Genomic DNA, 14,531 nt, shown 5'->3' on the forward strand with positions numbered 1-14,531 from the left:
CGCTTACCTTTGTGCCCCATGTCCCAAACGTACGCGGAGACGCTCCAATATCTCTACACCAACCTGCCCATGTTCCAACGCATCGGTGCAGCAGCGTTAAAGAACGACCTCACCAACACCCTGAAACTATGCGAGGCGTTGGGCAATCCCCAAAAGAAATTCAAAAGCATTCACGTAGCCGGCACCAACGGCAAAGGCAGCACGTCGCACATGCTGGCGTCGGTCTTTCAATCGGCGGGTTATAAGACCGGACTGTATACATCTCCACACCTGAAAGAATTTACCGAGCGCATTCGCGTGAACGGAGCGGAGATCGAAAAGTCATTTGTGGTTGATTTCGTGGAGCGTGTGAAGCCGTTGATCGCACAGATCGAACCGTCGTTCTTTGAGATCACCGTGGTGATGGCGTTCGACTATTTTGTGTTTTGTGGCATCGACATCGCCATCGTGGAGGTGGGCTTAGGAGGAAGGTTGGATTCCACCAACGTGATCCTGCCCGAGTTGTCGGTCATCACCAACATTGGATGGGATCACAAGGATATTTTGGGTGACACGCTGGAGAAGATCGCAGCCGAAAAGGCGGGCATCATCAAACCAAATGTGCCGGTCGTGATCAGCGAACGGCAGCCCGGCATCGACAAGGTTTTCCTGGATCGCGCAAAAAAACAGAAAGCGACGCTTTTCTTTGCTTCGGAGGAATATCATGTCGAGCAACGTGTGGTAGACGGACATGTAACCCTTGAAGTCTTGCGCGACCGCGAAGTCCTATTGAACGAAATAACCCTGCCGCTGCAGGGCTTTTATCAACGCCGGAACATCGCCGGCGTCTTGAAGGCGGTCAACCTGATGCGGGGTATGGGGTGGACGATCACCAGCCAACAACTCCGCCAGGGACTGGAGCAAGTTGTCCAGCAAACCGGGTTGAAAGGACGGTGGCAAATACTTTCCCAACATCCTTTAACCGTTTGCGACACCGGGCACAATGTGGATGGCATACATGAGGTGGTGCGCCAGATCGGTGCACAAACCTATCGGAAACTTTTTATGGTGATCGGCATGGTAAAAGACAAGGACATCCGCGATGTGCTGGCCCTTTTGCCAAAAGACGCGAACTATTACTTTTGCCAGGCTAAAATCCCCCGGGCGTTGGATGCGGGGTCGCTATCGGACATGGCACTCGCCGCAGGGCTCACCGGAAAAGTGGTGGTCGATGTGAACGAGGCATTGGGGGAAGCACGGAAACAAGCCACGAAGGAAGACATGATCTTCATCGGGGGCAGCACCTTTGTGGTGGCGGAAATAAACGACTTATGAAACGAAAACAGGAACGGTTTAGGATCATCGAAGCGCGCGACAATGTGATCGAGCGCACCAAAGATGTTTACGAGACCATCAAGGGCAACTGGCGCTCCACCTATTTCAAGAACGACAACCCCATCACCGTTGAGCTGGCTTGCGGACGGGGCGAATATACCGTGAGCCTGGCAAAACTTTTCCCCGAAAAGAATTTCATCGGCGTCGACATAAAAGGCGAGCGCATTTGGAAGGGAAGCACGCTGGCCACGGAGCAAAACCTGACCAACGTAGCCTTTCTGCGCACACCCATTTTATTGCTGGAGAATTTTTTCACGCCGGGTGAGTTGGACGAAGTGTGGATCACGTTCCCCGACCCGCGTCCGCGCAAGCGCGACATCAAGCGAAGGCTCACCAGTCCGCGTTACATGGACATCTACAAAAGACTGGTGAAACCCGGTAGCTACATCCGTTTGAAAACCGACAATACTCCGCTCTACGAATACAGCCTGGAAGAAGCCCAAAACCGGACCGACATCTCTGATCTACAGTTTACGGACGATATGTATAACTCTGTTTTGCGCCCCGAGTGTTTCGACATCAAAACGCGTTATGAGGAGCATTTTGCCGCCCTGGGCGAGAAAATAAAGTACCTGCGGTTTCATTTCTGAAATCGGCCCTATATTACGTAACAATTTGATAACGAACCGTCCGCAGGGATGTAACACAGCCTCTGTACTTTTGTGGCGTAAGACTACAACATCATAGGTTTGAAGATTCCTTCGGATTCGTCTGAGGGAATCATTGTTTGCGAAAATGGGTAAGAAAAGAAAACGAGACGTTGAGCTCGTTATATTGTCCGATATCCATCTTGGCACATACGGGTGCCATGCAGAAGACCTGCTGCGCTATCTCAAGACCATCCGCCCCAAAAAACTCATTCTGAACGGCGACATCATCGACATGTGGCAGTTCAGCAAACGCTATTGGCCCAAGTCGCACATGCAAGTGGTGAAGCACATCACCGGGTTGCTCGCCAAAAACACCAAGATCATCTACCTCACCGGCAACCACGACGAGATGCTGCGCAAGTTTGCCAATTTCCGGATCGGCTCTTTCCAGATCGACAACAAAGTGGTGCTGCGGCTCAATGGCAAACGCGCCTGGATCTTCCACGGCGACGTTTTTGACGTGACCATGCAATACTCAAAATGGCTGGCCAAACTGGGCGCCATTGGCTACGACACGCTCATTCTCATCAACACCCTGGTGAACTGGATCATGGTGAAACTGGGCAGGGAAAAAATATCCCTCTCTAAACGGGTGAAAGACAGCGTGAAATCCGCCGTAAAGTTCATCAACGATTTCGAGGTGACGGCCGCCGACATTGCCATCGAGAACCAGTACGACTATGTGGTTTGCGGCCATATTCACCACCCCGAAATGAAAAAGATCACTACCGAAAAAGGTGAAGTTATTTACTTAAATTCGGGTGACTGGATTGAAAATCTAACATCCCTGGAGTACGACGCCGGCCAATGGCGCATCTATCGCTACAGCGAAGATGCCCAGGCACAGGCCGTGAAACTCCCCAAGCGTCTCAACGAGAACCTGGACAACGACAAGATTTTCAAGGGACTGGTCAACGAATTCTTAAACCTGAAAAAGTGAAGATCTTATACGCCATCCAAGGCACCGGCAACGGCCACCTCGCCCGCGCCGAAGACATCATCCCAGCCCTGAAACAACACGGCGACCTCGACCTGTTTGTGAGCGGCTCACAAGCGGATATTAAGCTGTCCTACCCCGTAAAATACAAGTCAAAAGGCTTGAGTTTTATTTTTGGCACCAACGGAGGGATAGACTTCGTAAAAACCTTCAAGCGAAACAGTTCGAAGGAAGTTTACAAAGAGATCAAGAAATTTCCGGTAGAAAAATACGACCTGGTGATCAACGACTTCGAGCCCGTGTCGGCCTGGGCTTGCCGCAAGCGCGACATTCCGTGCGTCGGTCTGAGCCATCAGTCGGCCTTGCTGTCGTCAAAGATCCCGACGCCGCGAAAGATCGATCCGGTGGGGGAGTGGGTGCTTCACAATTACGCGCCCGTGGAGAAGTATGTTTCATTTCATTTCGATCGGTATGACAACAACATGTTTACCCCGGTTATCCGCAGTGCGGTAAGGAAAAGCAAGATCGAAACGAAAGATCACTATACCGTCTATTTGCCCGCCTACGACGACAAGAAACTCGTGCCGCTGCTCACGCGCATCCCGCAGGTGCGCTGGCATATTTTTTCGAAGCACGCAAAGAAACCGTATCACGTGGGCAAGCTCTCCGTGTACCCGGTGAGCAAGGACGAGTTCGCGGCCAGCATGACCTCCGCCACGGGAGTGTTGTGTGGTGCCGGCTTTGAAACACCGGCGGAGGCACTTTACCTTGGAAAAAAACTGTTGGTGGTGCCGATGAAATCGCAATTGGAGCAACATTACAATGCCGCATCCCTGAAGCAACTGGGCGTGCCTGTACTGAAGAAAGTCAAAAAGAAGAGCCTCGAAAAGATCATCGAATGGCTCGATACCGACACCCGGGTAACGGTAAATTACGACGACAACACCGCGGAAGCCGTTGCGTTAGCCGTGTCGTTGGGCACAAAACAATAGAAAACATTAAACTTTTCATAACTGCCTTGTAAAGGTGGGATAATAAGTGTTTCCTATTTTGTCGTTCGTAAAAGATATGAGCGACAAGAAATCATTTCGGGTATTGTTGGTAGACGACGACAGGGACATTCTGGAGCTGCTGGAATACAATCTCGAAAAAGAAGGATTCAAGGTAAGGTCCATCGACGACAGCCTCCAGGCCATCGAAGTCGCGAAAGAATTCCATCCCGACCTCATCATCCTCGACATCATGATGCCGCACCCCAACGGCATCGAGATTTGCAAAGCCCTGCGCGCGCTCAAACGTTTTGAAGAAACCTACATTTTCTTTCTCACGGCAAAATCGGAAAGCTACTACCAGGAGGCAGCCCTCGATACGGGAGGTGATGACTACATCGAGAAAGTGATTGGCCTTCGCGCGCTGACCTACAAGGTGAATACGGTATTGAAGCGCAATTTTGTGATCCGCAAAAGCATCCGCGAGTTGAAGATCGGCGACCTGGTGATCAACCGGAAGCTGAGTTCCGTGAAAATGAAAGAGGCAGAGATCACGTTGAGCCGCCCTGAATTTGAATTGCTATTCTTCTTCGCGCAAAACCCGCGCAAAGCCATCTCCCACGAAAGCCTGCTCCGGAACATCTGGGGTTCCGAGATCTATTTGTTCGACACCTCCATCGATGTCTATATCGAGAACCTGCGTCAAAAGCTCGGCCTCAACCTGATCCATCGTACTTCTGATAACCGTTATCGGCTGGACATCCGGTAGCGTACTCCCCGCTAAAAAAATTGAACCGCAAAGGCGCGGGGGCCGCAAAGAAACCTAATGAATTTCTTTGCGCTCTTTGCCTGCCTGCCGAAGCTCTAGCGAAGGAGGGCGCCACCGCGGTAAAAAAAACTACTCCATAAATTCGATCGTATTAATTTTCGCGATGTCATCGTTCGGTTTCTCCGGCTTCACCACCACAACGAATACATTGTGCATTCCCGACACTGGCTTGTCGAACGTTGCCGTGGTCGTACCAGGTTTGTCAAATCCGCCCGTTGATTTCACGGCTGCTTTTCCAATCACCGGCCCAGCCTGAGAATCCATACGCACTTCGATGGATCCTTCTTTGTCCGAAGCATATTCAAAGGAAATCTTCCGGATGCCCGTCAGGTCAATATTTTTCAACAGCATAAAGGCTTTGTGATCGCCGGCCGTGAGATTGTTACCAAACCGCGAGAAGCCTACTTGGGTGTCGGTGTAGATCGTTTTCATTTTTGCCTGACGCAGCGTCACCACATCGGTTTGAGAAACAGGCTTGATGCCATGCGCGCCGTTGTCGGTATACACCGCCGTCAACCGGTAGATGCCGCGGGGCTCATCCTCGCGATGGTCGGTCAAGGCCACGGTGCCCTGGAGCGGCAGGTTGGATTTCTCCTTTTTCGTCCGCGAAAGCGACAAAATGTATTTCACCATCTCGTTGACATCTTTTTCATCCAACTGCGGATGGGCCGCCATCACATGCTCTGTTCCCCACACGCCACCACCACCAGCAATGATCTTCTTGGTGAGCGTAGCGACGGCGTCCGGTTTATCGATGTAGCGATGTGATACGGCTTGGTAGGAGGGACCAACCGAAACCTTATCCAGCGTATGACACGCCTTGCAATCACTTCCCGCGATCAGCGAGTAGCCGATAGGCACATTGCCAGACGCGGTGATGCCCTCCGATTTTCCATTTGCGTCCAGGCTGACAGGCTCGGGAATGTATTCGTAAGAAACATGAACCGCTTTGGGATCGATCCTGCCGTCCTCGCGGTCGCTCACCTTCACGGTATAGCCGAACGGCTTCTTGGGCCAGAAGAATGACCGGTTGTTGCGCGACGTGATGGCTACCTGCGGCCGATCGTCACCCGCCTTTACGATGATCGTGTCGGTGTCGGTCAGGCCGGCTTTGTCTTTGACGCGCAGGATGGCCGTGTATACGCCGGGTGTCGTATAGGTGTATTTTGGGTTGGCCTCGGTCGAGCCAACGGTTTTGCCATCGAAAAGCCACTCATAGCTAATGCCGTCGTCGTCATCCGGGTCGTTGGTGCCGGCACTGCTAAAGAGGACCCGCAGGGGTGTCTCGCCTACAGCCTCGCGTATAACGGGGAGGTTGCGGAGCTCGGAGGTGAGGAATACTTTTTTGCTCAGTTCAGCTTGCGCCACAGAATCAGTGACGCGGGCGCTGGCTTGCGGCGGCCGGTTTCCGGTATTGTACTCGATCTTCACAAGGCGCGCGTCGTCGTTGTCGGCGCCATACACCGAACCGTATTCCAGCATGTACATCACCCCGTCGCTGCCAAAAGCCAGGTCGATGGGTCTCCTGAAATCGCCGTTCGCCGACATAAAGGGTTCGCTGCGTACGTAGTTCTCATTCTCGTCGAAGCGGAGGGCGAGCACCCAGTTTCGCATCCAATCAAAGACGAATAGTGCGCCGTCATAGTAGTCGGGAAATTTGTTTTTCGAGGGAGAATCTTTGTCATAGGTATAAAACGAACCGGCCATCGCGCTGCGGCCACCCTGACCCAGCTCGGGAAACTCTTGGGAGGCGGCATAGGGATACCAGATCATGGCCGGTTGCGCCGGTGGCAGCTCCTGGAGACCGGTGTTGTTTGGGGAATTGTTTATGGGTTTTGCCGGATCGAAGCGCGGGCCCGCGGTTTGTTTGGCAAAATCCCAATCGGCATAAGCGTAGTTGTTCCCCACAAAGTAGGGCCAGCCGAAGTTGCCGGCTTTTTTGGCTTGATTAAATTCGTCGTAACCACGGGGGCCCTGTACGCTGTCTTTACCTGCATCGGGTCCGATCTCGCCCCAATACAAAACAGAGGTTTTCGGATTCACAGCAATGCGATAGGGATTGCGACATCCCATCACATAGATTTCCGGGAGGGTCTTTTCCTGACCTTTGGGAAACAGATTGCCTTCCGGGATGGTGTAGGTGCCATCGGGCTCGGGATGAATGCGAAGCACTTTGCCTTTCAAGTCGTTGGTGTTGGAGGGGCCGCGCTGGGCGTCCTGGGAATAGTATTGCTTGTCCGGGCGTTCGTCCAGCGGAGGGTAGCCATTGGCAGGGAAGGGGGTTGAACTGTCGCCGGTGGACAGGTAAAGATTTCCGTCCTTGTCCCAGGCCAGCGAGCCGCCATGATGGGAGCCGCTGTTCGCCTGCACCGGTACTTTCAATAAGATCTTTTCCGATGCCAGGTCGAGTGTATTGTCGTCTTTCAAAACGAATCGCGAAAGATTAAAAATGATCGGCTCTTTGTCGGTGGGAGGAGCGTAATACAGGTAGATGTAGGGTTGTTTTGGGAAACCCGGATCTAAAGTCACCCCGATGAGGCCGGTGCCACCCTTGATGCACACGTCGAAACGATGTATAATTTTATATTCACCGGTTTTGGAATTATACAGGCTGAGGTTGGCGCTGCGCAGCTCTGTAAAGAAGATGCGGCCATCGTTGGCCACTGCCAGTTCCATCGGTGTGTTGAGGTCGTTGACCAGCGTGGTTTTAACAAACCGGTTTTCTTCGGGTGTGGCCACCGAATACGCTTTGCTATAATCCAAAACGCCTTTGCCCATGGCATATTTAATGCCGCCCAAAAGGTGTCCCAGGTACAGCGGCTCGGTGTAGCTGGAGTCCACGTGGCCGCTGGCGGTATAGAAGGCCCGGCCGCCGTCGAATTCGTGATACCAGGCAATGGGGTGATTGGCGCCGTTGGTTCCACCCTCGTAGGTGTTTTCGTCGAGGTAGGCCAGCACTTTTATGCCCGGATAGAAGGAGCGGTAGTTATACCATTCGTCCCTGCGTTCCCAATGGTCGGGGAGATCTTTGGTGGAGATATGGGTTTTGTCGGTCACGTTGATAGTGGCCGTGCGGATGTTGGAATTGTGGGGATGGCACGAAAAAAAGGCGCCCATCAATTTTCCATACCAGGGCCATTCATACTCGGTATCGGCGGCAGAGTGGATGCCAACGTAGCCGCCACCCGCCTGGATGTAGCGCTCGAAGGCGGCTTGCTGTTCAGCATTCAGCACGTTGCGCGTGGTGTTGTTGAACACCACGGCATGATAGCGTTTCAGACTGTCGTCAACAAAATATGCCGCATTCTTGGTGGTGTCCACGGCAAAGCCATTTTCCTTTCCGAGTTTTTGGATGGCCGCATCGGCAAAGGGGATGGACGAATGCTTCCAGCCTTTTGTTTTGGAAAACACCAGCACCCGGGGCGGCGTAGGTTTTCCGCTGTGACAGGCATTAAGCAGAAGCGAGAGGGCGACGAGAACGACGAACGGCACGAGCCATCCCAGGGATTTTGGTAAGGACATGGTGGTTTGGTTATAGTGGTGATAAAGTAGCAAAAAAATACACATGGCCCGTGGGATACTTTGCTGCTGGAGAGAGCAGCTTTTAAAAGGAAATTATGCCGGAGGGAAACGAGAGGCGAGTATTCTTTCAGAGAATGATAGCTTCAACCTTTGTTGTTTTTTGAAATGTACAAAAGCAGGCGATGGATTTTAGCGGTAAGGTGGACCTGCTGCAGAGCAGCTTTTTGCAAAAAGAATGAAGCGTGCGAGGCGTCTTATCGAGGATGCACCCGACGATTTGAATAGCGGATTAGATAACGCTAGAAGTCGTTCAGACCGCTTGCCACGGAAAATACCCGTTGCTGGAAGATGGAGAAGGGACGCCATGGTGTAACGGCGAATTTTGTTTGACAAATTCGCCCCGGATGTTACATGCGCCATGTAATGTTTGCGTCGGACACCGGGTTTGACGGTATAAATGGCTAGTTTTGGGGTGTTACTTAATGCAGGTGTGGCTTATTAAAAGGAACAGGGTGATCCATGGTGTGAAATTTTAGGCTCATGACAATGAAAAAGCATACCCTCGACGTCCCCCTGCCATCGTTATAATCCTTATCTTTATCTTTGTAAACAATAACGTCTATAGCAAGTTTTTATGGTTACTTTATCAAAACTAGGGAGGGTTACGCCTCGCGCTATTTTTTCAGCTATTTTTTGCCTCATCGGCTCGCTGGCTTTCGCGCAAACCACCTATTACGCACGTCAGAATGGTAACTGGGCAACGGCCTCCACTTGGTCCACCGTTTCTTGCGCCGGTGCCGCGGCGACAACTATACCGACATCGACCTCCAATGTTGTGATCTGCGCAGGACGCACGGTTACCTGGAGCACCACCGGCGCTGACGCCACCATACGCAACCTGACCGTCGAGGCCACCGGTATTTTAACCATCAGTACGGGTCGCCATATTTATCTGAACACTCTGGTGCTGGACGGCCTCGTGAACGGCACCGGCCAGGGTGACCTCAGGATGGGAAATACGGCAGGCTCCACGCTGAGTGGGACCGGCAATTACAGTGTGAACAATAACAGCAGCGATATCCGCTGTCAGTCCAACATAACCATTCTTGCCGGTACCGACCTTAAATTCGACAACAGCGGTACCTTTCGCATCAATGGAAAAACGGCAACGAACAACGGTAAGATTTCCATTATCACGCCTTCGGCCTTTTCAGGGAACGGAAATTTTGTAAACGCCACCACCACATCCTATTTGTTCTACAGTAAGCCAGCCGACTTTGGAGGGACCACCCTCGTTGCTTCTGGTGTGGGGAACACCGTAGAATTTAAACCCACTTCGGGCACGCGGAGGGTGAATAGCAGCGGAGGGATTTTTCATCACCTGATCATCAACGGGGCCACTTCCAGGCTTCGGGCGGCCACCACGATCAACGGCAATCTTACCATTAGTACCGGGGCTACCCTGGACGTTAACGGATTTGATATAAGCATCGCCGGCAACTGGACCGATAATGGCGCGTTTACCGAGGGCACCAGAAAGGTGACCTTCAGCGGCAGCGCAAACAACCAAACCGTCAATGCCGAAACATTCTATGACCTCACCATCAACAATACATTCGCTAGCGGTAAAGTTACCGCGACGGGGAATATTCTCATCACCAACGGCCGCACATTGACGATGACCTCCGGCATTTTCGACATGCAGTCCAACACCCTCAGTCAAACCGCCGGGTCGGCCAAACTAACCGCGAGCGGTGGGGACCTTCGGATGGCCAAGACGGGCGTGACCCTCCCTGAACTCACCGGGACCTACACGATCACGGGGGGGACCATCACCTTCAACGGATCCGGTGCCCAGACGGCAAGAGCGCTCAACTCAGGCTCCAGTACCTATTATCACATTGCCTTCAATGGTGGTGGTACGACCACGCTTGCCGGGGACATTACGGTTAAAGGCAACTGGACCAACACCGGCAACACGGTGACGGGCAACGTGACCACGACTTTTGGTGGCACGGGAACGCAGACCATTACCAATACTGCAGGACAGAGTTTTTACAGAGTCACTTTGAATACGACAGGGCCGTTAACGCTCGCAGCGTCTACTACCGCCACCGTTGTGAACACCCTCACCATGACCGCAGGGAACGTCAATCTGAATGGACAAACCCTTCAACTGGGTAATGGAAGCGGTGCCGCGCTTGTCCGCACGGCAGGGATTTGCTATGGCGGCTTCTTTAAAAGATATTTTCCTTCCGCTACGGCCATCAGCCCCACGGCAGGATCGCTGTATGGTTTGTTTCCCGTGGGAAGCTCAGTAAGCTATCGACCGGTTCAAGTGACCTCGACAGCCAATGCCACAACGGGCGGATACGTAATTGTTGAGCACAACGATGCATTGACCGCCACAGATGTAAGCTATAATGATAATGAAGGCACGGCCATCCAGCGAGTTACCGACATGAACGACTTGATCTCTATTTCGGGACTTGTCGGGGGGACATACACGATGAGTGTGACCATGACTTCCCTCTCGAGTCAGGGCGTAGTGACAGACTTGAAACTCGAGACACAGGATGGTCCCCCGTATGGCGTAGGTGCGCACGTGGCCTCGGCCGGCACGCCGGCTTCTCCTGTCGTAGCCCGATCAGGATTGGCCGCGACTGATTTCAATCACACGTTCGTAGTGGGTACCAAAAACGCCAGTGCGACGCCCATGGTGGCCTCTTATTATTCTTTCAAAAGCAGCACCTGGGGAGACGCAACGGCCTGGTCCAGGACGAGGTCCCCACTCGTAGTTTGCAACTGCACTCCGATAACGTCTTCCATGGTGTATATTCTGAATACACACACCATGAGAATCACGTCCGGCACCACAGCCGATTTCGTATTTGTCGAATCCGGAGGCACACTCACGGCTTCAAACGGATCGCTAACGACGAACTACGATTTGAAAACAGCTGGAACCGGAAAAATCACCCCATTTGGAGGCACTGCATGGACGATTGGCCGGGATATGATCTTGCAGGGTACGGGTGCATCGACAACCACAGTGGCCATTAACGTTGCGGGAGATCTTCAGATCGATGCCGGAACTACACTATCCATGGGGGGGGCGCTCACCGTTGGAGGCGATCAGGTTATTATTGATGGAACGCTGGCCATGGCGGCCAATGCCTTGAACCTTAACGGCACCAATGCATTGATCTTTGGTTCGACCGGCGCCGCTACGATCACTGGATCGGGCACGATAAACATGAACACTTCAAAAACTATCGTGCCGGGAGCAAACCTCACTATTCAACCGATCATTAACCTGGCGGCCAATACCACATTGACAAACTCGGGTACCGTAACGCACACGAACAACCTTACGGGTTCCAATGCCACGACCTCGATATGGGTAAACGATGCCAACGCCCTTTATTCTGTAACCGGTGCCGTATTGGCAACCGGTGTACTCAATACCGACGCCATACCCAACTCCATAGACTATAATGGAGCCGGAGCGCAAACGGTTAAAGTGCCCAACACTACCTACTATAACCTTTCCATTTCCAACGCCGGAACGAAGACCCTGGCGGCAAGTACCACTGTCGACAACTCGCTGACCATCCAGGATGCTGCCATTTTGGATGCCAGTACCTTCACCCTTGGTGGCGGTGGAGACTTGAACATGACGGGAACGTCACAACTCCTCATAGGCAAAACGACTACCAATACCTATCCTGAAATGACCGGCGGCTATAACCTTGATGGTGGTACGATAACCTTCAACCAGGCGGGCTCGGGAACGTACAGCGCGCTGGCCGTAGATTATTACAACCTTTCTTTAGCCGGAAGCAGCTCGGCTACTTTTGATTTCCCCTCAGGAGGCAACGTCGTAAACAACCTGAGTGTAACGCTGGCTGGAACGGCCAAGATGAGTGTAGTGGCCGATCTGACGGTGGGCAACACCTTTACATTTAACAGCCCCAGCTCAAACACATCAACCCTGGGCGCCAACGTAACGGTGGGAACATTCACCATGGCGGGCGGGAAACTTTCTACAACTGGAGCCTTTGTGTTCGAAATAAATGACGGTGACTGGACCTACAACACGGGCGCGACGTTCACCGAAGCGACTACAAGCACCGTGCTCTTCTCCAGCGTGACCGATCAAAACATCGGAGGAACGCAAGCGACCACGCTAACGAATCTGCAACTCGGCAATAGCGGCCCTACGGGGGTTACTCTGGCAAAAGGCCTCACGGTGTCAGGAATATTAACCTTTACAAGCGGAAATCTTATCAGCTCCGCTGCAAACATGCTGCTCATGAGCGCTGGCTCCTCCGTTGCCACGCCAAGCAACGACAGCTATGTGGACGGACCCATGCAAAAGGTTGGTAGTACTGACTTTACGTTCCCGGTAGGTAAAGATGGCGAATATCGTCCCATCGCTATCACGGGTGTAACAACGGTCAACCCGACATTCCAGGCAGAGTATTTCCACAGCAACCCCGACGCCAGCTATAGCCTTGCCAGCAAGGATGCCACGCTGATCCGTATGCAAACCAGTGAGTACTGGATCCTGGCCCCCACAATTGTAGGCCCTCAGGCCGTTGTTTGGCTCAGCTGGGATGACTTTTCCGGATGGGTCAATGACTTGACCAGCATCAAAGTGGCCCGCTGGAACGGCACTACCTGGAAGGATCATGGAAACGGCGGAACCACCGGCAACGTATCGCCTGCCACCGGCACGGTGAGAAGTTCGGCGATCGTAACATCGTTCAGCCCCTTCACATTAGCCTCCGGAAACGGCAACAACCCCTTGCCCGTCGAACTGCTCAGCTTCACCGCCAAACTCGATGGAACCCAGGTGCTGTTGGATTGGAACACGGCCTCCGAACTGGACAACGACTACTTCATCGTCGACAAAACCAAGGACACCCGCAAGTTCGCCGAGGTGGCTCGCGTGAAAGGTGCGGGTACTACTAATCTACCTTCCGTGTATTCCACGATCGACAAAACGCCTTACACGGGTGTATCTTACTACCGCCTGCGTCAAACCGATTTTGAAGGTAAAGTAACCGATATGGGTATGGTGGCCGTCAACAATACCGGCGGCACGGAAACACAGACGTTGATCGTCTTCCCCAACCCGGCACAAAGTGTGCCCCTCAATGTCAATCTCCGGGGCTATGGCTCGGGCGAGCAGATCGCCCTCGACCTGAGAGATGCCAAGGGACAAGCTATGTTGTCCAAGGCGTTAGAAACAGAGAGCACTGGCGAATTGATCTATGCGGTCGACACCACAACCCTCGCACCCGGTGTGTATGTTCTGACGGTCCGCGGAAGCCTGGGCCCCATCAGCGTTAAAGTCGTGATACAATAATATTCTACTCCCCATTTTGAAAAGGCAGGACCCCGGTCCTGCCTTTTTTGTTGTGCGATGCGTTTAAAAGTGGGGTAGAAAAGTGTCGGAAACGAAAAAAGATTGAGCGATGTGTTTTTGAATAGTATTTTGATAGCCAGGTTCTTGACGTCGTGGTGATTGAATCTGTAGATGAAGGTTGAACTACATCTTAGGGATTATGCAGAAAAAAAATTTGCATAACCCTTCCGGAATAAATTTCCTTTGTAGTATAGCTTCACCGTTATGGTCACGAAAAGGAACATCAAAACCGTGGTCTCCAGTATTTTTTCGGGATACTCTTTTCGGAAAAGGGTGACACCCGAACCGGGTGGCGAACTGCGGGTCATTCAAATGAAAGATCTTTCGAATCGCTACTCTGCCATCAAGGCCGACACGCTCACCACGGTGCTTTCGCGGAAGATCAATCCCAGTTCATTTCTCCAGCCGGGCGACATCCTTTTCATTGCGAAAGGTGCGCACAACTTTGCTATTGTGTTTGAGCTGAACTTGCCGAAGGCGATCGCCTCGTCCGCATTTTTTGTGCTGCGACCCGACCCCGAAAAAATTGTGCCGGGATACCTGGCCTGGTATCTCAACCAGTCTGCTGTCCAGCAATTTTTTTTAAACAATGCCTCGGGATCGCATATGCCAAACGTTGCGAAGACAACGTTGGAGCGCGTCACGGTGATCATACCTTCGGAAGACATTCAGCACAAAATTGTCAGCATCGATAAATTGGTAAAAAAGGAGGAACTCCTTTTGAGGAAAATTATGCAGAAGAAGCAGCGCGTCGTCACCCAGGCGCTTATGAAAATTGTTGAAACAAAATAAGAAA

The 14,531-nt window shown here is 52.3% G+C and carries 8 protein-coding genes; 7 read left to right on the forward strand and 1 reads right to left on the reverse strand.

Annotated features, from left to right (window positions below):
* Nucleotides 1-18: 18 nt before the first annotated feature.
* From BUB30_RS00060 to BUB30_RS00080, 5 genes are all read left to right on the forward strand, one after another.
* Nucleotides 19-1,314 carry a bifunctional folylpolyglutamate synthase/dihydrofolate synthase gene (locus BUB30_RS00060; protein WP_073129696.1) on the forward strand — a complete coding sequence of 432 codons (1,296 nt, stop codon included), beginning with the start codon at nt 19-21 and terminating at the stop codon, nt 1,312-1,314.
* Nucleotides 1,311-1,964 (forward strand): tRNA (guanosine(46)-N7)-methyltransferase TrmB, encoded by a 654-nt coding sequence (gene trmB, locus BUB30_RS00065; protein ID WP_073129697.1) that lies wholly within the window; start codon nt 1,311-1,313, stop codon nt 1,962-1,964. Before BUB30_RS00060 ends, trmB begins: the two co-directional genes overlap by 4 nt.
* Nucleotides 1,965-2,109: 145 nt before the next feature.
* On the forward strand, nt 2,110-2,964 hold the full coding sequence (locus tag BUB30_RS00070; protein ID WP_073129699.1) for a UDP-2,3-diacylglucosamine diphosphatase: 855 nt from the start codon (nt 2,110-2,112) through the stop codon (nt 2,962-2,964).
* Nucleotides 2,961-3,953 (forward strand): glycosyltransferase family protein, encoded by a 993-nt coding sequence (locus tag BUB30_RS00075; protein ID WP_073129700.1) that lies wholly within the window; start codon nt 2,961-2,963, stop codon nt 3,951-3,953. Before BUB30_RS00070 ends, BUB30_RS00075 begins: the two co-directional genes overlap by 4 nt.
* Before the next feature lie 76 nt (nt 3,954-4,029).
* The gene (locus BUB30_RS00080) at nt 4,030-4,719 is read left to right on the forward strand and encodes a response regulator transcription factor (RefSeq protein WP_073134583.1); all 690 of its coding nucleotides are present in this window, start codon (nt 4,030-4,032) and stop codon (nt 4,717-4,719) included.
* Between the two features lie 129 nt (nt 4,720-4,848).
* Here the strand turns inward: BUB30_RS00080 and BUB30_RS00085 are convergent, their stop codons facing one another.
* Nucleotides 4,849-8,301, reverse strand: a complete 3,453-nt coding sequence (locus tag BUB30_RS00085) for a ThuA domain-containing protein (protein WP_073129702.1) — start codon at nt 8,299-8,301, stop codon at nt 4,849-4,851.
* 634 nt (nt 8,302-8,935) lie between these two features.
* Between BUB30_RS00085 and BUB30_RS00090 the strand changes: the two genes are divergently transcribed.
* Nucleotides 8,936-13,675 carry a T9SS type A sorting domain-containing protein gene (locus tag BUB30_RS00090; protein ID WP_143164695.1) on the forward strand — a complete coding sequence of 1,580 codons (4,740 nt, stop codon included), beginning with the start codon at nt 8,936-8,938 and terminating at the stop codon, nt 13,673-13,675.
* 264 nt (nt 13,676-13,939) lie between these two features.
* The gene (locus tag BUB30_RS00095; protein WP_073129706.1) at nt 13,940-14,527 is read left to right on the forward strand and encodes a restriction endonuclease subunit S; all 588 of its coding nucleotides are present in this window, start codon (nt 13,940-13,942) and stop codon (nt 14,525-14,527) included.
* Nucleotides 14,528-14,531 lie beyond the last annotated feature (4 nt).

The organism is Chryseolinea serpens, assembly GCF_900129725.1.
Taxonomy (GTDB): Bacteria; Bacteroidota; Bacteroidia; order Cytophagales; family Cyclobacteriaceae; genus Chryseolinea; species Chryseolinea serpens.